The organism is Vibrio ulleungensis (genome assembly GCF_016900875.1).
In the GTDB taxonomy this organism is placed as follows: Bacteria; Pseudomonadota; Gammaproteobacteria; order Enterobacterales; family Vibrionaceae; genus Vibrio; species Vibrio ulleungensis.
The window spans coordinates 59,861-82,888 of sequence record NZ_JAFEUM010000007.1 but is presented as its reverse complement, the minus strand read 5'-3'; the positions used below and the strand labels follow the sequence as shown (position 1 = coordinate 82,888).

The 23,028-nt window shown below is 45.9% G+C and carries 17 protein-coding genes; 12 read left to right on the top strand and 5 right to left on the bottom strand.

Features of this window, described 5'->3' with window-relative positions; genetic code table 11:
* Positions 1-7: 7 nt before the first annotated feature.
* The 6 genes from JQC93_RS15795 to luxS all read left to right on the top strand — a co-directional run bounded on the left by JQC93_RS15795 (position 8) and on the right by luxS (position 7,792).
* The gene (locus JQC93_RS15795; protein WP_205159376.1) at positions 8-1,138 is read left to right on the top strand and encodes a sodium ion-translocating decarboxylase subunit beta; all 1,131 of its coding nucleotides are present in this window, start codon (positions 8-10) and stop codon (positions 1,136-1,138) included.
* Between the two features lie 111 nt (positions 1,139-1,249).
* Entirely contained in the window at positions 1,250-2,203 is a 954-nt protein-coding gene (locus tag JQC93_RS15790; RefSeq protein WP_236009612.1) for an NADP-dependent oxidoreductase, read from the top strand.
* Positions 2,203-2,652, top strand: coding sequence for a YqaA family protein (locus JQC93_RS15785; RefSeq protein WP_205159374.1), 450 nt, complete (start codon positions 2,203-2,205; stop codon positions 2,650-2,652). Before JQC93_RS15790 ends, JQC93_RS15785 begins: the two co-directional genes overlap by 1 nt.
* A 51-nt stretch (positions 2,653-2,703) precedes the next feature.
* Complete coding sequence (locus JQC93_RS15780; RefSeq protein ID WP_205159531.1) at positions 2,704-5,538, top strand: M16 family metallopeptidase; 2,835 nt, start codon at positions 2,704-2,706, stop codon at positions 5,536-5,538.
* 106 nt (positions 5,539-5,644) lie between these two features.
* Positions 5,645-7,213, top strand: a complete 1,569-nt coding sequence (gene gshA, locus JQC93_RS15775; protein WP_205159373.1) for a glutamate--cysteine ligase — start codon at positions 5,645-5,647, stop codon at positions 7,211-7,213.
* A 63-nt stretch (positions 7,214-7,276) separates the two neighbouring features.
* Positions 7,277-7,792: an S-ribosylhomocysteine lyase gene (luxS, locus tag JQC93_RS15770; RefSeq protein ID WP_205159372.1), complete on the top strand. Its 516-nt coding sequence runs from the start codon at positions 7,277-7,279 to the stop codon at positions 7,790-7,792.
* 57 nt (positions 7,793-7,849) lie between these two features.
* Here the strand turns inward: luxS and JQC93_RS15765 are convergent, their stop codons facing one another.
* Together JQC93_RS15765 and JQC93_RS15760 are read right to left on the bottom strand one after the other, a co-directional pair.
* Positions 7,850-9,115 carry an HlyC/CorC family transporter gene (locus JQC93_RS15765; RefSeq protein ID WP_205159371.1) on the bottom strand — a complete coding sequence of 422 codons (1,266 nt, stop codon included), beginning with the start codon at positions 9,113-9,115 and terminating at the stop codon, positions 7,850-7,852.
* A 111-nt stretch (positions 9,116-9,226) separates the two neighbouring features.
* Positions 9,227-10,021 (bottom strand): cytochrome C assembly family protein, encoded by a 795-nt coding sequence (locus tag JQC93_RS15760; RefSeq protein ID WP_205159370.1) that lies wholly within the window; start codon positions 10,019-10,021, stop codon positions 9,227-9,229.
* 222 nt (positions 10,022-10,243) lie between these two features.
* On the opposite strand from JQC93_RS15760, the gene ffh reads away from it, so the two are divergent.
* Positions 10,244-11,629, top strand: coding sequence for a signal recognition particle protein (gene ffh / locus JQC93_RS15755; RefSeq protein ID WP_205159369.1), 1,386 nt, complete (start codon positions 10,244-10,246; stop codon positions 11,627-11,629).
* Positions 11,630-11,713: 84 nt separating this feature from the next.
* Here ffh and JQC93_RS15750 read toward each other — a convergent pair whose 3' ends face one another.
* Positions 11,714-12,634 carry a LysR family transcriptional regulator gene (locus tag JQC93_RS15750; RefSeq protein ID WP_205159368.1) on the bottom strand — a complete coding sequence of 307 codons (921 nt, stop codon included), beginning with the start codon at positions 12,632-12,634 and terminating at the stop codon, positions 11,714-11,716.
* A 315-nt stretch (positions 12,635-12,949) separates the two neighbouring features.
* Between JQC93_RS15750 and JQC93_RS15745 the strand changes: the two genes are divergently transcribed.
* The gene (locus tag JQC93_RS15745) at positions 12,950-14,890 is read left to right on the top strand and encodes an alkyl sulfatase dimerization domain-containing protein (protein WP_408068614.1); all 1,941 of its coding nucleotides are present in this window, start codon (positions 12,950-12,952) and stop codon (positions 14,888-14,890) included.
* A gap of 95 nt (positions 14,891-14,985) precedes the next feature.
* Positions 14,986-15,459 carry a hypothetical protein gene (locus JQC93_RS15740; RefSeq protein ID WP_205159366.1) on the top strand — a complete coding sequence of 158 codons (474 nt, stop codon included), beginning with the start codon at positions 14,986-14,988 and terminating at the stop codon, positions 15,457-15,459.
* Positions 15,460-15,542: 83 nt separating this feature from the next.
* Here the strand turns inward: JQC93_RS15740 and focA are convergent, their stop codons facing one another.
* On the bottom strand, positions 15,543-16,997 hold the full coding sequence (focA, locus tag JQC93_RS15735; protein WP_205159365.1) for a formate transporter FocA: 1,455 nt from the start codon (positions 16,995-16,997) through the stop codon (positions 15,543-15,545).
* Positions 16,998-17,190: 193 nt separating this feature from the next.
* Between focA and JQC93_RS15730 the strand changes: the two genes are divergently transcribed.
* Positions 17,191-18,093: a LysR substrate-binding domain-containing protein gene (locus tag JQC93_RS15730; protein WP_205159364.1), complete on the top strand. Its 903-nt coding sequence runs from the start codon at positions 17,191-17,193 to the stop codon at positions 18,091-18,093.
* 75 nt (positions 18,094-18,168) lie between these two features.
* On the opposite strand, the gene nadC is transcribed toward JQC93_RS15730, so the two are convergent.
* Positions 18,169-19,056: a carboxylating nicotinate-nucleotide diphosphorylase gene (gene nadC / locus JQC93_RS15725; protein WP_205159363.1), complete on the bottom strand. Its 888-nt coding sequence runs from the start codon at positions 19,054-19,056 to the stop codon at positions 18,169-18,171.
* Between the two features lie 478 nt (positions 19,057-19,534).
* Between nadC and pdhR the strand changes: the two genes are divergently transcribed.
* Positions 19,535-20,296 carry a pyruvate dehydrogenase complex transcriptional repressor PdhR gene (gene pdhR, locus JQC93_RS15720; protein ID WP_205159362.1) on the top strand — a complete coding sequence of 254 codons (762 nt, stop codon included), beginning with the start codon at positions 19,535-19,537 and terminating at the stop codon, positions 20,294-20,296.
* Between the two features lie 38 nt (positions 20,297-20,334).
* Entirely contained in the window at positions 20,335-22,998 is a 2,664-nt protein-coding gene (gene aceE, locus JQC93_RS15715) for a pyruvate dehydrogenase (acetyl-transferring), homodimeric type (RefSeq protein WP_205159361.1), read from the top strand.
* The last annotated feature ends 30 nt before the right edge of the window (positions 22,999-23,028 follow it).

Genomic DNA, 23,028 nt, shown 5'->3' with positions numbered 1-23,028 from the left:
TAAGGCAATGGATGGATTACTGACACTTTGGTCAGAGACAGGGATTGCCAACTTTGAGTTTGGTCAGCTGTGTATGATTGCCGTGGGGTGTGGGCTCCTATTTTTGGCAATTCGTAAAGGGTTTGAACCTTTGCTGTTATTGCCGATTGGCTTTGGTGCCATTCTAGCCAATATCCCTAATGCTGGCTTTACAGAGCCAGGTGGTCTTCTGTACTACGTGTACGAAATGGGTATCTCGACGGGTGTATTCCCATTGCTCATTTTCATGGGCGTTGGTGCAATGACCGATTTTGGTGCCTTGATCGCTAACCCTAAAACACTCTGGTTAGGCGCAGCGGCTCAGTTTGGTATCTTTGCGACATTATTTGGCGCAATCTTGCTGAACTACATCCCAGGTATGGAATTTTCGATGCAAGATGCGTCGTCAATCGCCATCATTGGGGGGGCCGATGGTCCTACTGCAATATTCTTAGCCAGTAAGTTGTCACCTGATTTGCTCGGTGCTATTGCGGTTGCAGCATACAGCTACATGGCACTGGTTCCAATTATTCAGCCACCAATTATGAAGGCGCTGACTAATCCAGAAGAGCGTAAAATCAAGATGGCTCAGCTGCGTCATGTTGGTAAATTCGAGAAAATCATGTTCCCACTTGTAGTGTTGGTCATGACTATCTTGTTCTTACCGTCAGCGACGCCACTGGTCGGTATGTTCTGTTTGGGCAACCTTATGCGTGAAGCCGGTGTGGTTGATCGCCTATCAAAGACTGCGCAAAACGAGTTGATCAACATAGTGACCATCTTCTTGGGACTAGGTGTAGGCTCTAAACTTCAAGCTGACAAGTTCCTCAACGTTGAAACTTTGGGTATTTTGGGCTTAGGTGCAGTGGCATTCTCTATTGGTACTGCTACGGGTGTTCTTATGGCTAAACTACTGAATAAATACACCAAAGAAGACATCAACCCACTGATCGGCGCGGCTGGAGTTTCGGCTGTACCGATGGCGGCGCGCGTTGTAAATAAAGTTGGGCTGGAAGCAAATAACCAGAACTTCTTGTTGATGCACGCTATGGGACCTAACGTTGCTGGAGTATTAGGGTCAGCGGTGGCTGCAGGTATCTTGTTGGCAATCGTGGGCTAATACTGACACTACACTGATTGTTGAGTTAGTGTGTTGTAATAAAATGGTTTATAGTCAAAGAGGCGCATTTATGCGCCTCTTTTTTGTTTAGCCAATATGGAGCTCGATGCTATGCCAACCTCTTTTAAAGTCGTCATTCCCCAGTTTGGGCCAGCGGAAACCTTAGAAATTGTTGAAGCGGAACTTGCAGCACCAGCAGACAATGAGGTGCAAGTTGAAGGTATGTTTGCATCGATTAATCCTATCGATGTGAAGACGCGAGCCGGTCTTGGGTGGGCAGCACAAAGCAATAAAGACAATTTACCTTGGACGCCAGGTTACGACCTAGTCGGCAAAGTATTGGCTGTCGGTGACTCTGTATCAGGCTTTTCCATTGGCGATCATGTTGTCGGGTTCATAGGGTTTCCCCTCGAGGCGGGTGCTTATGCTCAGCGCCTCAATGTGGTGAGCCAAGAGCTTCTAAAAGTGCCAAACTCGATTACATTCGAAGCTGCAGCAGCACTACCTTTAGCCGGATTAACGGCGATGCAGGCGGTTCAAAAAGCCAGCATAGAGCCTGGTCAATCGGTTTTGATTCTAGGTGGAGCTGGCGGCGTGGGACATATTGCCGTTCAATTGGCCGTAGCAACAGGTGCCGATGTTTATACAACCTGTGGCGCAACTAATTTGGATTACATGGCAACACTCGGTGCGACCGCGATTAACTATCATGTTGCCCCCGCATCTCAGCAGCTACAGGGCATTGACGTGCTGATTGATCTGATTGGTGGCGACGTCGCACTTGATGCAATGAAATGCCTAAAATCAGGCTCGAGAGTCATCACTATTCCCACCATTACTGCCGATAAAATAAAGGCAGAGGCTGAAAACATCGGCGTAACCGCCGAAGGAATGCTTGTTGAGCCTAATACTGAACAACTTACGACGTTGCTTAATATGGTGGGTGACGGCTCGTTGAAAATTGACATTCAGACGGTCTTTTCGATGGCCGATGTCGTCAAGGCGCACCAGCAAGTTGAAACGGGGCATACACGCGGAAAAGTATTGTTAGATCTTAGTCACTAGTGGAAACGATATTTTCATGGATCGCTGAATGGTTTGCAGGATCCCCATTACTGATACTCTTTTGGACAGGTTTTTTAAGTGCCACATTATTACCAGGTGGTTCTGAGGCCGCTCTATTGGTTGCACTTAACCAGGCCTCTGAACCCTTGGTGGCCATTTTAGTTGCTGCAACTGTCGGGAATACGCTTGGTGGATTAACCAACTATTGGATTGGATTGTGGCTACCAAATCGAACTAGTCGCCAAAAAAACAGTCAAAAGGCTATACACTATATAGAGCGCTACGGCGTGTTTGCTTTACTTTTTAGTTGGTTGCCGGTTATTGGTGACCCACTTTGCCTTGCTGCAGGGTGGTTACGGCTAAAGTTTATACCCTGTGTGATCGCCATTGCCATAGGTAAAGCCCTACGGTATGCAACGATGGCCGCACTGTACTATGGGTTTTTTTGAGGGGAAAAGATGCAAAATAATTGGGTAAACAAACTGGCCACAAGTGTGACCATGCTTGGATTGGGTGCGATCTTGGTCGGATGCAGCAATCCGTCTTCTCAAGCACCGGTTGAAGAAGAAAAGCTTGGCTACACATTGGTCGAGCAAGTAGAGAAACAATCCAATGTTGCCTCAATTGCCTACTCCAAATATGTTCTCGACAACGGTTTAACCGTTATTTTAAGCCCTGATGATTCCGACCCATTGGTGCACGTCGATGTGACTTACCACGTCGGTTCGGCCCGTGAAGAGGTAGGGAAGTCAGGCTTTGCTCATTTCTTTGAGCATATGATGTTCCAAGGCTCTAAGCATGTTGGCGATCAAGAACATTTTAAGATCATTACTGAAGCCGGCGGTGATTTAAACGGCACCACCAACCGCGATCGAACAAATTACTACCAAACGGTTCCGTCTAACCAACTGGAAAAAGTGTTGTGGATGGAATCAGACAGAATGGGTTTTTTACTTGAGGCGGTCTCTCAGCGTAAGTTTGAAATCCAGCGAGACACTGTTAAAAATGAGCGTGCGCAAAACTATGACAATCGCCCATACGGCCTCACATGGGAAAAACTGGGCGAAGCGATGTACCCAGAAGGACACCCTTACTCGTGGCAAACCATCGGTTACGTTGAAGACTTAGATCGCGTCGATGTTAATGACCTAAAAGCGTTTTTCCTTCGCTGGTATGGCCCCAACAATGCGGTGTTGACTATTGGCGGCGACATTGATGAACAGCAAACGATGGAATGGATAAGTCAGTATTTTGGGTCGATCCCAGAAGGGCCAGCTGTAGAGTCTGCACCAAAACAGCCAGCTGTACTGCCTGAAGATCGATTTGTGACTTTAGAAGATCGAATCCGCCAACCGATGATGGTTATGGGGTGGCCTACCTCTTACCGCGGTGCTGACGATCAGCGCTCGCTAGAAGCATTGGCCACAATAGTAGGCAATGGTCGAAACAGTATTTTGTATCAAGAGTTGGTGAAAACCCAAAAAGCACTGAGTGCAGCGGCGTACAGTGATTGCTCAGAACTCGCTTGCAACTTCTATGTGGTAGTGATGGTCAATTCTGGCGATGAGGCAAACCTTGGGCCTATTTATGATCAAGTCTCTGACATTATGGAGAACTTTACCTTAGAGCAAGTAGAGCAAAGCCAACTAGACCAAATCGCCGGCTCAGCTAAAGCCAGCTCTATATTCTCGCTGCAAAGTGTGTCGGGTAAAGTCTCTATGCTTGCCTCAAACGAGACGTTTTATGGGCAACCAGATAGATTGCAGTCGAACTTAGAAGCGATTAATGCCGTTGATCAAGCGTCTGTGTATCAAAGCTATCTTACTTATGTCAAAGACAAGCCACGCGTGACGCTAAGCGTAGTGCCTAAGGGTGAGAGTCAATTGGCGGCCAGACCGGCTAACTTTGTCACGCCAGAACGCACATTGCCTGAATACCAAAAGGTGTCAGAAGATCAGCTTGATCTTCGAACTGCGGTGGATAATTTTGATCGCAGCGTGATGCCACAAGTGGGCACCGCTGTTAGCGTGACCTTACCCAAACTGTATCAGTTCCACACCGACAACGACGTAGAGGTGCTGGGCACTGTTTCAAGTGAAACGCCAACAGTGCTATTCCAATTACGGATGCCTGCAGGTAATCGTTATGCTGCAATTGGAAAAGAAGGCATTGCAGGCTTAACGGCATCAATGATGAGTGAAGGAACTCAATTGCGCGACAGTGAAGAGATACAAGCTCAACTCGATGGGTTGGGTAGTAGTGTGTCAATTCGCTCTGGGGAGTACACCACCAGCATCACTGTGTCGAGTTTGAGCGAGCATTTTGAAGAAACCCTAGATGTTGTCGAAGAGGCGCTCTTTAAACCTGCATTTAATGAATCAGATTTTGCCCGTATCAAACAGCAAGCCCTAGAAGGTTTGGTGTATGAACATCAAACGCCTTCTTGGTTGGCGTCTCAAGCAACTCGACAAGTGGCATTTGGTGATTCCTTTTACGCGCGCAGCAGCGACGGTACTAGCGACTCTGTTGCATCTTTAACCTTAGATGATGTGAAGCAGTTCTATGCACAACACTACTCACCGCACGGCGCACAAGTGCTGGTTGTCGGTGATATCAGTGAACGAGAGCTAAAGAAACAACTGCAACGATTTGAACGCTGGGAAGGGGAAACCGCCCCAATTTTACGTCGCAAAACTATCGATGCGCCAACAGGGCAATCTATCTATGTGGTTGATAAGCCTCGAGCTCCTCAAACCATAGTGCGATTAGTGCGCAATGGCATGCCGTTTGACGCCACAGGTGAGCTTTACCTTTCGCAATTGGCTAACTTTAATTTGGCAGGTAATTTTAACAGCCGCATAAATCAGAACCTTAGAGAAGACAAAGGGTACACCTATGGTGCCAGCGGCTACTTTGCAAGCAATCGAGAAGTGGGCATTGTTGTGTTTAATGCGCAAGTAAGGGCTGATTCAACAGTGGACTCGATTAAAGAGATACTGTTAGAACTTGAGCAATATTCGAGTCAAGGTATGACGGATGCAGAGCTAAACTTTATGCGTATGGCGGTAGGGCAACAAGACGCTCTAAAATATGAGACTCCGGGGCAGAAAGCTCAGCTTTTAAGTAGTATACTCACGTATAGCCTTGATTATGATTACTTAAATACAAGAAATCGTATTGCCGCAACCGTCGATAAACAGACGCTCGATGAGATGGCAGCAAAATGGTTTAACCCTGACGACTATCAAATTGTCGTTGTCGGGGATGCTGAATCATTGATCCCACAGCTCAAGGCGTTAAATATTCCGCTACAGCAACTTGAAATTGCACCATAGCGAACATATACAAAGGGGATGGGAAAATCCCCTTTGTTTTTTAGTGCCACACATTTTCGCAGTGGGCGAAGTGGGGACGGCGCATTTAAGGTAAGTGGTTACTGTTTTGACTGATTTTTCAACGCGGCTTCGTCGAGTAGCACGCAACAAGGACGCCTTTTTACACATAGGGCGCGGGGTAGAGCGTGAAACACTTCGCTATCAAGGTGATTGGAGCTTAGCCACTTCGCCACATCCAAAAGCCCTCGGTTCGGCGCTTACTCACCAGTGGATCACTACAGACTATTCTGAATCGTTACTGGAGTTTATTACCCCTGTTTCGCATGATGTGAATGAGCTTCTAGATCAATTAACCGATATTCACCACTTCACTCAAGCTCAATTAGGTGATGAAAAAATGTGGCCAATGTCGATGCCTTGCTACGTTGGTGCAGAAACTGATATTAATTTGGCGCAGTACGGACAGTCGAATAGCGGCAAAATGAAAACGCTTTACCGTGAAGGTCTGCGTAACCGCTACGGCAGTTTGATGCAGATTATCTCGGGTGTTCATTTCAACTTTTCATTCCCTCAAGCGTTTTGGGACGAATTGTTTGGTGAGCAAGATGCGCAGCAAAGACAAGGCTCTCAATCTGACGCATACTTTGGCGTGATCAGAAACTACTACCGTTTTGGGTGGTTGATCCCGTTCTTATTTGGCGCATCGCCAGCAATCTGTTCGTCGTTTTTAAACGGTCGTGAAACCGACTTAGAGTTTGAAGATCTAAATGGCACTCTCTACTTGCCCAAGGCAACGTCTTTGAGATTAAGTGATCTTGGTTACACCAACAGTGAGCAGAGCTCATTAAATATAGGCTTTAACTCGCTCGACCACTACTTGGATGGGTTGAATTCAGCCATTCGTGCACCCTCTGAGAAATTTGCCAAACTCGGCGTTAAAGTCGACGGTGAGTACAAGCAGTTGAACAGTAATGTTCTGCAAATCGAAAACGAACTTTATGCCCCCATCCGCCCTAAACGCGTTGCTCGTCACGGTGAAAAACCGTCAGAAGCGCTTGGCCGAGAAGGTGTCGAATATATTGAAGTACGCTCTCTTGACGTTAACCCTTACAGCTCAATCGGTATCAAAAAAGAGCAGATCCTGTTTTTGGATATATTCTTAACATGGTGCGCACTGAGCGATTCGGCGCCTATGGACGATTGCGAGCTCAACTGCTGGCGTGAGAACTGGAACTCGGTAATTGAGAAGGGTCGTGAGAAAGGCCTGATGCTGACGATTGGTTGTGAAGGCGAAAAACTTTCACTTCAAGAGTGGGCCAAACGCATATTTGTCGACTTTAAAGCCATCGCCATTGAGATGGATAACGCCAAAGGAGGTCACTTCTATAAAGAAGCGATCTCTAAATTTGAAACTTGGATCGACGATCCTGAGCTGACCATATCGGGTCAACTGCTTCGCGATATCAAGCTTCGTGGCGGCCAAACGACAGTGGGTTCACTGTTGGGTGAAGAGTATGCCAATTCTTATGCTAAACGAGAATTTAGGGTTTATAGTAACTGCACGTTTGAGCATGAACGAAAAGACTCTGAACTCAAACAGCAAAATATTGAAGCGGCGGATGATAAGGACTTTGATACCTTCCTCGCCGACTATTTTGATTACTTAAATCAATAGACTAAATAAACAGAATTGAATCGAAAACGTTGCCTAAAAGGGCAACCTAAAGGAGAGAAAGTCATGCCATTACTGGATAGCTTTACTGTAGATCATACACGCATGGCAGCCCCTGCGGTTCGCGTAGCAAAAACAATGCAGACCCCATCAGGCGATACCATCACTGTGTTCGATCTGCGTTTTACACAACCTAACGAGTCGCTATTGTCTGAGCGTGGAATTCACACTCTTGAGCACTTGTACGCAGGCTTCATGCGTGCGCACCTTAATGGTGACAGCGTTGAGATCATCGACATTTCACCTATGGGGTGTCGTACAGGCTTTTACATGAGCCTTATCGGTACTCCGACGGAACAACAGGTTGCGGACGCGTGGTTAGCGGCAATGCAAGATGTGCTAAAAGTCGAGAGCCAAAACAAGATCCCAGAGCTCAACGAATACCAATGCGGCACCGCAGCTATGCACTCGCTTGAAGAAGCAAAAGCCATTGCAGAAGATATTATTGCAAAGGGTGTAGGCGTAAATAGAAATGACGATTTAGCGCTGCCTGATTCTATGCTTAACGAGCTAAAAGTATAGCGATCAGTTCGAATCAAAAAAGGAGCCAAATGGCTCCTTTTTTATTGACTGGTTGGTTTAGCCTCGTTGAGGGTAGACCTTAACCATCTTGATTTTGTTTTCAGCAAACTCAACCACTTCCATAGGGTGGTTGGCAACTTCAATGCTCAAGTGGCTCTCGGGAATATCTTCGAGATGTTCAACAATCAATCCATTCAACGTACGGGGACCGTCTGTAGGCAGTGCCCACCCTAGTCCTTTGTTGATGTCGCGAATGTTAGTGCTGCCTTCGATTAGGAAGCTTCCGTCATTTTGAGGGGTGATCTCATCTGACAAACTTGGAGCGATCGAGGTTGTAAATTCACCCACAATCTCTTCTAAAATGTCTTCTAGTGTCACCAAACCGATGATGTCACCATATTCGTCAACCACTAAGCCAATGCGTTCTTTGTTACGCTGGAATTTGAGCAATTGAACATTCAGCGGTGTGGCTTCTGGAATAAAGTAGATCTCGTCAGCAGCTCTTAGTAGCGTTTCTTTGTTGAACTCGTTTTTCTCGAGCATTAGACGATAAGCCTCACGCAGCCTAAGCATGCCGACCACTTCATCTATTTGATCGCGATAGAGCACCACTCGACCATGCGGAGAGTGGGTCAGTTGGCGAACAATTGATTTCCAATCATCATTAATATCGATGCCGGTGATTTCGTTACGTGGGATCATTATGTCGTTCACTGTAACGTGCTCTAAATCCAGAATAGAAATGAGCATATCTTGGTGGCGACTTGGGATGAGGCTGCCTGCTTCATTCACCACGGTGCGCAACTCTTCCGAGCTTAAGTGCTCTTCAACGGTGTGAGCGGTACCTATGCCAATCAAACGCAAAAATCCATTGGTAATGGCATTAACCAAGATAACCAATGGAGACAGCAAACGCATAAGAACGCTGAGTACCACACTACTTGGAAACGCTACACGCTCAGGGTGAAGAGCGGCTAGAGTTTTTGGCGTGACCTCAGCAAAGACCAGCACCACCAAGGTGAGTAGACCGGTAGAAATAGCCACACCGGCATCACCATACAGGCGCATACCTAAAATGGTGGCGATGGCAGAAGCAAGAATATTAACGAGGTTATTGCCGATGAGAATGAGGCCGATGAGGCGGTCTGGGCGACCAAGCATCTTTTCAACTCGCTGAGCGCCTTTGTGGCCTTGCTTAGAGAGATGTTTTAAACGGTAACGGTTTAGAGACATCATGCCCGTTTCAGAGCCTGAGAAATAACCAGAAATTATGATTAATCCGGCAAGCAAGCCAAACAGAAGCTCGGTGGATATACTATCCAATGCAATGGTCCTTTGTGAGTCGAATTATGAGAGTCGATATGGTTAATTAATGACCTAATCGCTAGGCGCTGTCAATGATCTATTGGGGTTCTTGAGTGGTTATTCAATACGTTAAGTCAATAAAACTTCCCGCACGAATCGGCTGCCGAAGTACCCTAAAGTGAGGCATATCGCGCCAATTAGCGTCATCCAAGTGACTTTATTACCGCGCCAACCTTGTTTGAAATGTCCCCAAATCAATACGCTGTAAATGATCCATGCAGCGAATGAGAACAAAATTTTATGACCTTTTCCTGACGCGAAAATGTCTGGTACAAACAGAAGTCCCGTGACGAGTGTCACCGACAGTAATCCTGTGCCGACCAATATAAGGTTAAACAATTGACGCTCAACTTTAAGTAACGGTGGTAAGTTTGGATTAAGGGCTTGGGAGTTCTTGTGCTTGAGTTTGTAATCTAACCACGCCATCTGCAGCGCATAAAGTGCAGCGATCGTTAGCGTAGCATAGGAAAATAGGGCCATCGATACGTGAAAGACAATGCCAATTCGTCCTTCAAGGTGAGTGATGTAGTCAACAGGCAGCCAGGTCGCTGCAATTAGATTTAGAATGGAAAATCCATACGCAATTGGCAGCAAAAACCACAATTTGGTTTTTGGTATAGTAATTGTGAGCGCGCAGGAGATGATAAAACTGACCAATAAGGTCACATTCAGTAAGCCTAAGTTTTGCCCTTGGCCTTCAAATATTAACGACGCGGTCAACGCACCATGCGCAAGCAGTCCTACACCAGAAAGTGTCAGTGCTTTGGACATCGGGATACCTTTTTTATGCAACAATCCTGGTAGGATCACGGCCATAGCAAGGCTGTAAGCAACAATGGCTAATATGACTAGTAGTGCGTCCATATACTTTGATGAAAGAGTGTCAATTCCCTCATTATACACACAATTTGTTGCGAGTTGATGGCTTTACATACCCCAACTTCTCTCCAATTTTAGCTCTGAGGTTTTATTTTTGACCAATGCCCCCATTTACAACTGAGAGGATGGTCAGGTTAAGCGCTACTTATCATGGTGGTGTTCGGGTATACTTGTGCCAATTTATCGGATTTTAGAGCGAAACTTAGTATGTTTGAAAATTTGTCGGATCGCTTATCCAAATCGCTAAAAAACATTAGCGGCAAAGGTCGACTCACTGAAGACAATATTAAAGAGACCCTGCGTGAAGTGCGCATGGCCCTTTTGGAGGCAGACGTTGCCTTACCGGTTGTACGGGACTTCATTAAGCGTGTTAAAGAAGGTGCGGTAGGTGTAGAAGTACACAAATCACTCACACCTGGCCAAGAGTTCATTAAGATTGTTCAATCTGAACTTGAAGCCGTAATGGGGGAATCGAACGAAGCACTTGATTTAGCTGCGCAGCCGCCTGCGGTCGTATTGATGGCCGGTCTACAAGGTGCGGGTAAAACTACCAGTGTCGGTAAACTTGCGAAGCTCTTAACTGAGCGCGACAAGAAAAAAGTATTGGTTGTGTCTGCCGACGTCTATCGCCCTGCGGCGATAAAACAGTTGGAAACCTTAGCCAATGACGTCAATGTTGATTTCTTCCCTTCGTCTGCGGATCAAAAGCCGCTCGATATCGCTAATGCAGCGATAGATCACGCGAAAAAGAAATTTTACGACGTGTTGTTGGTGGATACCGCGGGTCGTTTAGCCATTGATGAAGAAATGATGGACGAGATCCAGCAGCTTCACAACGCGATCACGCCCGTAGAAACGTTGTTTGTTGTTGATGCAATGACGGGTCAAGATGCGGCAAATACCGCTAAAGCCTTTGGTGATGCTCTACCATTAACCGGTGTTATCTTAACCAAAGTCGATGGTGATGCCCGTGGTGGTGCTGCGCTGTCTGTTCGTCATATTACTGGCAAGCCGATTAAGTTTTTGGGTGTCGGTGAAAAGACCGACGCATTAGAAGCTTTCCACCCAGATCGTGTTGCCTCACGTATTCTTGGTATGGGTGACATGTTGTCACTGATTGAAGATCTGCAGCGTAATGTCGATACTCAATCCGCCGAAAAAATGGCTAAGAAGTTCAAAGAGAAAAAAGGCTTCGACTTAGAAGACTTCCGCGAACAACTTGGGCAGATGCAAAACATGGGCGGCATGATGGGCATGATGGATAAGCTCCCGGGTATGGGGAATTTACCAGACAATGTGAAAGATCAGGTCGACGACAAAATGTTTAAGCAGATGGAAGCGATGATCAGTTCCATGACCATGAAAGAGCGCAAGCGCCCAGAGATCATTAAAGGATCGCGTAAAAAGCGTATTGCAGCTGGTTCTGGTACTCAGGTTCAGGACGTCAACCGTATGCTGAAGCAGTTCACTCAAATGCAGAAAATGATGAAGAAGATGCAAAAAGGTGGCATGCGCGGCATGATGCGCAACATGCAAGGCATGATGGGTGGCATGGGCGGTATGGGTGGAATGGGCGGACCATTTGGTCGTTAATACACTCTAACGAATATCCATTTAGAAAAGCGCTAACTCGGTTAGCGCTTTTTTTATGCGGGTATGTACACCCAAAATGGACGCTTAGGCCTCGTTAGAGTTTTTGTTGCGATCAATGATGTCGGTTATTCGTTGTCGAAGCCAAAGGTGGGCCGGATCGTTGTCCATTTTATTCAGCCAGATCATGTAGTTATTAACAAGCTGATAGTTAAATGGAGGCGTCAGTATTTGTAGCTGTAATCGCTCGGCGTACTGCTCTGCCATAGACAATGGAACCACAGTTAAGCACTCCGATTGACTGGTCATTAACAAATTACTAAATAGAGAGCGTCCATGATACGAGACCTTGCGCTGACTCAGGTCGAGATCGGTAAAATGCGCGAGAGTGTGCATTTGTTTCCTAGTACGCTCCAGAACCGCATGAGTTTCTTGCAAATACTGCTCAACGGTTAAAGACCCATTAATGCGCGGGTGTTGATGACTGCAGACAATCGCAAACTGTCCCGAGTATAAGTTTTTGGACAAAATGTTGTGGTGTGTCGGCGGCACAATATCAATCATTAGATCGTATTGCTGTGTTTGCAATGAGTCGAAGACTCTTTGATCATCCGCTTTTTGATCAAACACCTTGAGTGTTAGATTTGGACATTGATTGTCGTGAAACTGCTCTAGCAACAACCCTTGAAGATGCTCAGGGGCGGTGATCACAAACTGCCGTGATGCGAGTTTAGGGTTAAACTCACCGAGTGAACTGTACACATTATTAAGCTCTTGAATAGGCAATTTAATCTGAGCATACAAATTATTGGCAAAGGTGGTTGGAACGACTCCGCGCCCCTTACGAATAAACAGTTCTTTCCCGATCTGTTTTTTTAGACGATTGATCGCGGTGCTGATCGTTGATTGGTTTGTATCCATATAATCCGCAGCGCGGCTAAAGCTTCCATGCTCCATGACTGCGGCAAACACAGCCAGCAGATTAAAGTTTGGTATATCGTTTCGCATTAACCTAATACTCTAATTGGAGTTATCTATCGTGAACACGATGGGTCATTTTCAACTCTACTCACCTATATGCACTTCATCAATATCTAAAGCTCAAAGTGACGATTTAATTGTTCGTTTGGCCTACGACTACAAGGCTCAATCTGTACATAGTGTCTCGCATTTTTCGACTTAATGATATCGTAAATACGATATATCAATATCGATACTAATCGTATTTGTATGTCATTGAAACAAGTAGGCTATGCCACAAATGATGAATACTTCTTACACAAGGTTCCGTTAATGAAAGCATTTCTTACACCTACTCGTCTAATGCTCGCTGTATCAAGCACCATAGCTCTGTCCGGTTGCATAAACTCACCCACCGTTGATGAAGCTACCTCTACCGTCGGGCATGAATTGCGCACCAGTTCAGCAGCTCAATATCAAAATGTTCAATTTGATGAACGCTACAATGATGGTGTGCTGTTTGAGCACGAATCAAACTTGTTCTGGGGACCGGGTGAGCGCATTAAAGTGCTGTCAAAAACCGGCGACTCACTGGCTTACACTCAAGAGTCTGAGCACGTACACCCAATATTGACTAAACATGGTCGCAAAATGGACCAAGCGATCATTCAAGTTGATCACAATGTTTACCTAGGTTACGGCTTTGGTCTTGATACTCCTGTGATGATTGAAGGTGACGACGGTATTATCATCGTTGATCCAGGTGAGTCAGTGCAAATGGCAGAATCAGTGAAACAGCAGTTCCGCGCTATCACCGACAAGCCAGTAAAAGCGATTATTTACTCTCACAACCACATTGACCACATTTCTGGCGTACGTGCTTGGGCGACAGACGAAGAAGTCGCATCGGGTGAAGTGCAGATTATTGCTCAAGAAGGTTTAACCGCAGCGGTTGCTAACTGGTCGTCTAACCTAGGAACGCTATTTGGTCATCGCACGTCTTACACCGGTGCCAAGCATGTAGAAGAGGGCGAGCACGGCACAGTAAACGATGGCCTAGGGCCCCGTTTCATGCAAGGTGATATCTCGTTTATCGAGCCGAACGTTGTATTTAAAGATAAGCTTGTAACCACCATTGCAGGCGTGAACTTAGAAATCGTCAACGTTCCTTCTGAGACCAAAGACGAAGTTGTGGTTTACTTGCCAGAACAAAAAATCCTGCATGCTGCAGAAGTTCTGCAAGGGGAAAACTTCCCTAACCTTCACACCATCCGCGGGACTAAATTCCGTGATCCTTCAATGTGGTTTAAAGGCATTGACGTGATGCGTGAGTTCGATACAGAAATAATGATCAACTCACACGGTCGCCCAGTAGAAGGTAAAGAAGCGGTATCTAACGTACTGACGGCTTACCGCGATGCGATTCAATACACGCACGATCAAACCATCCGTTACATGAATAAGGGTATGACCCCAGACGAGTTGGTGGAAGTTGTGAAACTACCGGATCACCTAGCATCACATCCATGGTTGGGTGAGCACTACGGTACTGTTGCTCATGCTGTACGCCAAATCTATGTGGGTTATAACGGCTTCTTCGAAGCGGATCCATGGCAGCTTGAGCCAATGTCATACGAGCAGCGCGCTAAAGCGTTCGTAGAAATCATGGGCGGTCGTGACAACATCATGACTACCGCACAAGCAGCTATTGATGCCGGTAACTATACCTTTGCAGCAGAAATTTTGTCGTACCCAATCACGGTAAATAAAGACGATATGGAAGCGCGCGAACTTAAAGCGGTCGCTTATAAGGCTTGGGCTGCAGAACAGGTTAATATCAACTGGCGAAACTGGGCACTCAATGCCGCAGCTGAGCTTGAAGGTACTCGTGACTTCTCTAACATGATCAGCTTTGCGTCTGTGGATGTAATGACCGCGCTGCCGAGCCAGCAAATCTTTGACATGATGACGTCAACGTTGATTGCTGAGAACACGCTTGATGTGAACATGATGCTGACGTATCGCTTCTCCGACACTAACGAAGCGTTCACCATCGAAATTCGCAACGGTATTGCTCAGCTACACATTGGCGACAACAGCCAAGCTGACGTGCAAATCGATACGACTCGAGATGTATTGAACCAAATCTTGCTAGCGGGTCCAAACGCTCAGCAGACTATTGGTCTTAACATGCAACAAGGTAACTTTTCGTTTGCCAACGGCGACATTCAGAAGTTTGGCTTATTCATGAGCTACTTTGATAAGCCAATGTCACCAGAACAGCTGATGCTAATTGTTCGCTAATAAAAGCAGCAAAAAAGCATGACGCACTAAGTATTAAAGGGATCATTTAACAATGATCCCTTTTTTATTGTTAATGGATAAGGACTGATACAACCATGACCAAAAAACTGCTGTTTTTATTACTCATGCTTCCAAGTATCGCGATAGCTTGCGGGTTGCATCAGAGTACTGGATTCTCAATGGTAACTTTACCTGGATCATTGGATGTTTTTGGCGCTGTTGTTGAGGCTCGCCAGCATGATCGTTTTAACAATCAGAACAAGCCAATTAACTTTCAGCTTTTTACAGTGCGTAGTCAGCTTTCAAAGGAGAGCAAAGATCAGCTTGAGTTTGTAGTGTTTGAAGCAATTCGGGGTCATGCAAGTGATGTGAATGGTACAAGTATTACCGGAAAAAATAGTGATATTACCCCTCAAGAACTGGTGGTGATCACGGAGTGGGATGTACTTGATGGCATCGCGAGTGGATCCATTAGTTTGTCAGAAGCAATAAAGAAAAATTGGATACGTTTACTCGGCCCTGTAGAGAAAAAGCAACAATTTTTACATTGGGTACGGCAGTGGCAATAAGCACCAAGGCGATTAGGTTATTGATAGCAAAAAGGGCAAGTACCTAGCACTCGCCCTTTCAATTAGTGTCGAACTAAGCTCAATTATGCCATTTGCGCATCTTCGACTTCGCTCAAGGTCGCTTGGCTTTCTGTTGCACCAAACAGTGGACGAAGGACGCTTTGGATTTCTTTATGACTTACTGTACCAATAAACTCACCATTTTCGATTACTGGGATAATCTTTGGACGGCTTACTTTAAGTGCACGAGCACGTTCTGAAAGAGTTCCTGTTGCTAAGCGAGTCGCGTAACCCATAGTAGATGTTGGGTAAAGCTGCTCTTTATCGATACATAGGTATTCGATGACCGCAGAGATATCTTGATTCGCATCGACAGTAATCAGTTCGTTGCTCATCACTTGTTCAACTTTTAAGTCGGTTGTTGCACGATAATCGGTGCACCACATTTCTACCATGACATCATGAATAGAGAAAAAGCCTACCAAGTTGCCCGATTGATTGATTACCGGAGCGCTGGTTTGGTTATTTTCATTCAACTTGTCGATAGCGACTGCTACGCGGCTGCCAGCAACAACAGTGATTGGAGTAGGGTTAAGGATTTCTTTAACAGTAACTGACATAGACATAGTGGCCTCCGAAGGCGAAAGTGATAGTGGAGTAATTTTTGTTGTTGGGGTTGTTGTTAGTGATGGGCGACGATAAACCACCCAGTTGGTCAATCCGACTAATACCGCACCGCCGACAATGTTGCCTAGTGTGACGGGAATGAGGTTAGCGACAATAAAGTGGCTTACATTGAGGTCTGTAAATTGACTTGCTTGCATACCGATGGACTGCCAAAAACTCGCAGGAGCAAATTCTACGATTGCAATGCCAAGTGGGACCATAAACATGTTGGCAATGCTGTGTTCAAAACCACTGCTAACAAATAGGCTGACAGGCAATAGCACCAATAGCGACTTTCCAAGTGCCGTTTTAGAACTAAACGTTAACCAAATCGCTAGACAAACTAAAAGGTTACAAAGCACACCAAGAATAAATGCCTCGGTGAAACTGTGGTGCAGTTTATGATCAGCGATTGATAGTGCATTCAGTCCCCACGCACCATCGTGAAGGTTGTAGAGACCGGCTCCAAACACCAAAAAGGCAAGTGTAATAGCGCCAACAAAGTTACCGACATAAGCTTTGCCCCAAAGGGAAAGCATTTGTCCCAGGTTTATCTGTTTATTCGCGAGTGATATGGCCGACAGTACTGAGCTTGTAAAAAGTTCCGCTCCGCAAAGTACGACCAACACAAGGCCTAGGCCAAACGCGATGCCGCCTACAAAGCGACTTAATCCCCAAGCTTCACCGCTGCTGCCAGTAGTGACGGTAATGTAAAACAAGAACGCAAGTCCGATAAATGCCCCCGCCATCACTGCTAACAGCAATGTTGTGGTTGTCGGCTTTTGCGATTTACCAAGCGCATACTGCTCGGCTTGTTCCATCATTTGCTTGGGAGTCAAGCAAAGCTCGTTTTGCACTGGTTGTGCGTCCATGACTCCTCCTGTAATGAATTAATAAATAATGAGTAATTTGTTGTTTTGTGTTCTACACCTCGACAACACAATCTAAATTACGGCAATTTTATGCAGATAAAAAATTGATAGTAATGAATGGATACATCAATAATATTGATGGGTCATTGCGATAGAGTTACCCTATTGGTAAAACTCAACGTAGGCGGCATAGATGCGATATTCTTTAAAACAATTGGCAGTGTTTGATGCTGTGGCCGAAACTGGCAGCGTAAGCCAAGCGGCAGAAAGACTGTGCTTAACACAATCGGCGACAAGCATGTCGCTCTCTCAATTAGAGAAGCTCCTAGGGCGACAACTGTTTGAACGTAATGGCAAACAGATGATGCTTTCGCACTGGGGAAAGTGGCTTAGGCCAAAAGCAAAGAAGTTGCTGCAAGACGCTCAACAGATAGAAATGGGCTTTCATGAGCAACATTTATTAAGTGGTGCGGTACAGTTACATGTTAGTCAGACACCAGCAGAACACTTGGTTCCGGATCTCATCAGTTTAATTGATACCTCCTTTCCTGAGATGCGAATTGACGTAGATGTGAAGAGTACCAAACACGTTATTGAAGATGTGTTGGACTATAAGTGTGACCTCGGGATCATAGAGGGGCGCTGCGATGAGCACCGTTTAGAGCAAGAGGTGTGGTGCCGCGATCACTTAACCGTTGTTGCTTCATCACACCACCCATTTGCTAACCTTGATCGGGTTACTTTGGCCCAATTGGAACAAGCGAAATGGGTGCTTCGAGAGCTCGGTTCGGGGACTCGCAAAATTTTTGATAGTACCATTCATCATTTAATAGATGATTTAGATGTGTGGCGCGAGTACGAGCACGTTCCGGTTATCCGCAGCTTGGTCGAAAATGGCTCTTACCTCACGTGCTTACCTTGGTTGGATGTAGAGCAGCATATTCAAGCAGGACGCTTGGCCAGTATCAATGTTCCTGAGTTAAAGATGGAGAGAATGCTCTCTTTTGTCTGGCGACGAGATATGGTGGACAATCCGCTGGTGGATTGTATTAAGCGTGAAGGCTTAAGAATGATGAAAGGCAAAGGCGTGTTGTAGTCTTGCTTGCCGTTAAATAAAAATAGCCGCGCAATTACGCGGCTATTTTAGCTTGATAAGGGATTTCAATTTTACTTATTGAAATCGCATGGACAGATCCATTGCTTTAAGGTGCTTGGTTAGTGCACCGACCGATACGTAATCGACTCCAGTTTGCGCGATATCACCTAACGTGCCTAAGGTAACGTTGCCAGAATTTTCTAACACTGCACGGCCTTGGTTTATCTCAACGGCATCGCGCATCATCTGCAACGTGAAATTATCCAGCATGACAATATCGGCGCCTGCATCTATGGCAACAGTCAACTCTTCTAGTGATTCAGTTTCGATCTCAATAGGTTTGCCAGGGGCCAACTCTTTGGCTTTGCTAATGGCTTCAACAATTCCACCGCAAGCAATAATGTGATTTTCTTTAATTAAGAACGCATCAAACACACCGATTCGATGATTATAGCCACCACCACATGCTACAGCGTATTTTAGTGCACTGCGCAGACCAGGGATGGTCTTGCGAGTATCTAAAAGCTTGCACTTTGTTCCTTCGAGCTCACGCACATACTCTGCGACAGTTGTTGCGCATCCAGATAGCGTTTGAATGAAGTTCATTGCATTACGCTCACCGGTTAATAATGTGCGCGCTGGGCCTCTTAAGGTACATAATGTTTGATTAGGTTCGACCTGATCGCCGTCGCTGACGTGCCACTCGATAGACACTTTTCCGCCCAGCTGTTTAAACACTTCATCGGCCCACATTTGTCCACAGAACACGCCATGCTCACGAGTGATGATGGTTGCAACTCCTTGCGTAGCTTCATCGATTAAGTTCGCTGTTATATCAACATTCGCGTCTAAAACCCCACCAAGATCTTCTCGCAATGTGTCGGTGACCGCTCTTGTTACCTCAGCGGGTAGGGCTTGTTTTAGGTAGTCTAATCGTGCATCGCTATCGTGAGTTTTGATCATTGTCGTTCTGGCCAAACAGGGTCATTAATTGAGTTGGGTCAAATTGTACTCCTGTGTAGAAACGGGAGCAAACCCTTTTGTTGACCGTGAAAGCACAATATGACGTCGACATATCGAGAAATTTGCGAGCTTGAGTATTTGCTCAATTCAATCACTTAGGCATGACCACTTTTTGGGTGGAACTTGCCATAACTGTTGTTGTCTTATTTTAAGTCCAAGTCGCTAACCTCATGATTTTATTGATCTGTGTCATTGAGGGAATGTATATGCCTCTGGTGAATGGTATGACCAATAGTTTTCCGTTTAATTTGTATAAGGTTTAAATTTTGTTAAGCCAGACCCCTTTTAATGATGTAAATCAATTTTTGGTGGACAAATTGGTTTTAAACATGGTATTTTTTGCCCGCACTTTAAATTGGTCATACCAATTTACAGGCAGAGAAATACGAATACTCATATAAAAGGACCCAAGGCAACGATGGCTTATCAACGGATTAGACAGCCCAAACTTTCAGACGTTATTGAGCAGGAACTTGAACGCTCAATACTTGAGGGCACTCTGTCTCCAGGCCAACAGTTACCACCAGAGCGCGAGTTGGCGAAACAATTCGATGTCTCTCGCCCGTCGATTAGAGAAGCGATTCAGCGACTAGAAGCCAAAAGGCTACTGACTCGTAAGCAAGGCGGCGGCACTTTTGTAAGTGAAACACTCAGTACGAATTTTTCTGACCCTTTGCTAAATTTGTTGTCCACTCATCCTGAGACACAACTAGACCTTCTAGAAACGCGACACGCGATGGAAGGGATCGCCGCCTACTATGCAGCATTGCGCGGTACTGAAGAGGATATGGAACGCATCGAGGTAGCCTGTAAAGCCATAGAAGCACAGCAAGGTGACGTCAACGCCGAATCAAAAGCGGTGATGAACCTATTAGTAAGCATCTGTGAAGCAGCACATAACGTTGTTCTGCTTCACATTATCCGAAGTCTTGCCCCCTTGCTTGAGCAAAATATTGAACAGAATCTAGAATTGCTGCATCGCCGTGAAGAAGCGATACAGCGAGTTAACAACCACAGAGCCAACATTGTGAATGCGATTGTTTCTGGGCAACCAGAAAAAGCTCGTGAAATGTCACACTCACATCTGGCCTACATTGAAGAAACGTTGTTGGACTTAACCAAAGAAGAGAGCCGCAGAGAGCGATCTTTACGTCGAGTTCAACAGGGTGGTGAGTCGTAGGACTTACCCAAAAATAATAAACAAAAGGAAACTAGTACATGTCTGATATGAAGCATGACGTTGATACGGTAGAAACTCAGGAGTGGCTTGCTGCCCTTGAATCCGTAGTTCGTGAAGAAGGGGTTGAACGCGCACAGTACATTCTAGAAACGGTACTTGATAAAGCGCGTCTAGATGGCGTTGATATGCCTACAGGTATCAACACTAACTACATCAACACTATTCCAGCAACGCAAGAGCCCGCTTACCCAGGTGACGTGACTCTTGAACGTCGTATTCGTTCGATCATCCGCTGGAACGCAATCATGATTGTGCTTCGTGCGTCGAAAAAAGACCTAGACCTTGGCGGTCACATGGCGTCTTACCAGTCGGCGGCTGCCTTCTACGAAGTCTGTTTCAACCACTTCTTCCGTGCTCCAAATGAGACGGACGGTGGCGATCTTGTTTATTACCAAGGCCATATTTCTCCTGGCATTTACTCTCGTGCATTTGTTGAAGGTCGATTGACTGAAGAGCAACTGGATAACTTCCGTCAAGAAGTGGATGGTAAAGGTATTCCTTCTTACCCACACCCTAAACTGATGCCTGAATTCTGGCAATTCCCAACGGTTTCTATGGGTCTTGGCCCTATCTCTGCTATTTATCAAGCTCGTTTCCTTAAGTACCTTGAAGGCCGTGGCCTGAAAGAGACCGGCGCACAACGTGTGTACGCGTTCCTAGGCGACGGTGAGATGGATGAGCCAGAATCACGCGGTGCTATCTCTTTTGCTTCACGTGAGAAACTCGACAACCTATGTTTCCTAATCAACTGTAACCTACAGCGCCTAGATGGTCCTGTTATGGGTAACGGTAGCATCATTCAAGAGCTTGAAGGCCTATTTAAAGGCGCTGGCTGGAATGTGGTTAAGGTTATCTGGGGCAGCAACTGGGATGCGCTACTGGCGAAAGACACCACGGGTAAACTTCTTCAACTAATGAACGAAACCATCGACGGTGACTACCAAACTTTCAAATCTAAAGATGGCGCTTACGTGCGTGAGCACTTCTTTGGTAAATACCCAGAAACAGCGGCATTGGTTGCCGATATGACTGATGACGAAATCTTCGCACTTAAGCGTGGTGGTCACGATTCATCGAAACTGTTCGCAGCATTCAACAACGCGAAAGAAACCAATGGCAAACCAACGGTTATCCTTGCTAAGACTGTAAAAGGTTACGGCATGGGCGATGCGGCTGAGGGCAAGAACATCGCACACGGTGTGAAGAAAATGGACATGACTCACGTTCAACACCTACGTGATCGTCTAGGCCTAGAAGACCTTCTTTCTGATGACAAAATTGCAGAGCTGCCTTACTTGAAACTAGAAGAAGGCACACCAGAGTACGACTACCTGCACGCTCGTCGTAAGTCGCTACACGGTTACACACCAGCACGTAGCCCTAAGTTTACTCAAGAGTTTAAAGTGCCAGAGCTAGAGGCATTTGCACCACTACTTGGCGAGCAAAAGCGTGATATCTCAACCACAATGGCTTATGTTCGTACGCTAAACATCCTGCTTAAAGATAAGAACATTGGTAAGAACATCGTTCCTATCATCTGTGATGAAGCACGTACCTTTGGTATGGAAGGTCTGTTCCGTCAGGTGGGTATTTACAACCCACACGGCCAAGACTACACGCCAGAAGATAAGGGCATTGTGTCTTACTACAAAGAAGCGACGTCAGGTCAGGTTCTTCAAGAAGGTATCAACGAACTAGGTTCAATGGCATCTTGGGTTGCGGCGGCAACGTCATACAGCACCAACAATCTTCCAATGATCCCATTCTACATCTACTACTCAATGTTTGGCTTCCAACGCATTGGCGACATGGCATGGCTAGCAGGTGACCAACAAGCACGTGGCTTCCTATTGGGTGCTACTGCAGGTCGTACAACGCTAAACGGTGAAGGTCTACAACACGAAGATGGTCACTCGCACATTCAAGCGAATACGATCCCTAACTGTATCTCGTACGACCCAACGTTTGCTTATGAGCTAGCGGTTATCATGCAAGACGGTATCCGTCGCATGTACGGTCCTGATCAAGAGAACGTTTACTACTACCTAACGGTGATGAACGAGAACTACGCAATGCCAGCAATGCCAGAAGGCGCTGAAGAAGGCATCCGTAAAGGTATCTACAAGCTAGAAACACACGCGGGTAGCAAAGGCAAAGTTCAACTAATGAGCTCAGGCACCATTATGAACGAAGCTCGCAAAGCAGCTGTGATTCTAAGTGAAGAGTACGGTGTTGCTTCTGACGTGTTCTCAGTAACGTCGTTCAACGAACTGACTCGCGATGGCCAAGCGGTAGAGCGTGACAACATGCTTCACCCTGAAGCTGAAGAGAAAGTACCTTACATCACAACAGTACTAGGTAAAGAGCCTGCAATTGCAGTCACTGACTACATGAAGAACTACGCTGAGCAAGTACGTGCTTACATGCCAAGCGAGTCTTACAAAGTACTGGGTACTGATGGCTTTGGTCGCTCTGACAGCCGTGCAAACCTACGTCGCCACTTTGAAGTTAACGCAGGCTACATTGTTGTTGCCGCACTAACCGAATTGGCAAAACGTGGTGATATTGAAAAGTCTGTGGTTGCAGAAGCCATCGCTAAGTTTGATATCGACACTGAAAAAACTAACCCACAGTACGCTTAATACAGCGCATTAATAGAAGGTAAATAAGCA

Coding starts and splice junctions, on each gene's coding strand:
- JQC93_RS15745 (WP_408068614.1), top strand. CDS start 12,950: ATGCTCGCTGTATCAAGCACCATAGCTCTGTCCGGTTGCATAAACTCA.
- luxS (WP_205159372.1), top strand. CDS start 7,277: ATGCCATTACTGGATAGCTTTACTGTAGATCATACACGCATGGCAGCC.
- JQC93_RS15780 (WP_205159531.1), top strand. CDS start 2,704: ATGCTTGGATTGGGTGCGATCTTGGTCGGATGCAGCAATCCGTCTTCT.
- JQC93_RS15730 (WP_205159364.1), top strand. CDS start 17,191: ATGCGATATTCTTTAAAACAATTGGCAGTGTTTGATGCTGTGGCCGAA.
- pdhR (WP_205159362.1), top strand. CDS start 19,535: ATGGCTTATCAACGGATTAGACAGCCCAAACTTTCAGACGTTATTGAG.
- aceE (WP_205159361.1), top strand. CDS start 20,335: ATGTCTGATATGAAGCATGACGTTGATACGGTAGAAACTCAGGAGTGG.
- focA (WP_205159365.1), bottom strand. CDS start 16,997: ATGGACGCACAACCAGTGCAAAACGAGCTTTGCTTGACTCCCAAGCAA.
- JQC93_RS15790 (WP_236009612.1), top strand. CDS start 1,250: ATGCCAACCTCTTTTAAAGTCGTCATTCCCCAGTTTGGGCCAGCGGAA.
- JQC93_RS15740 (WP_205159366.1), top strand. CDS start 14,986: ATGACCAAAAAACTGCTGTTTTTATTACTCATGCTTCCAAGTATCGCG.
- JQC93_RS15760 (WP_205159370.1), bottom strand. CDS start 10,021: ATGGACGCACTACTAGTCATATTAGCCATTGTTGCTTACAGCCTTGCT.
- JQC93_RS15750 (WP_205159368.1), bottom strand. CDS start 12,634: ATGCGAAACGATATACCAAACTTTAATCTGCTGGCTGTGTTTGCCGCA.
- nadC (WP_205159363.1), bottom strand. CDS start 19,056: ATGATCAAAACTCACGATAGCGATGCACGATTAGACTACCTAAAACAA.
- JQC93_RS15795 (WP_205159376.1), top strand. CDS start 8: ATGGATGGATTACTGACACTTTGGTCAGAGACAGGGATTGCCAACTTT.
- ffh (WP_205159369.1), top strand. CDS start 10,244: ATGTTTGAAAATTTGTCGGATCGCTTATCCAAATCGCTAAAAAACATT.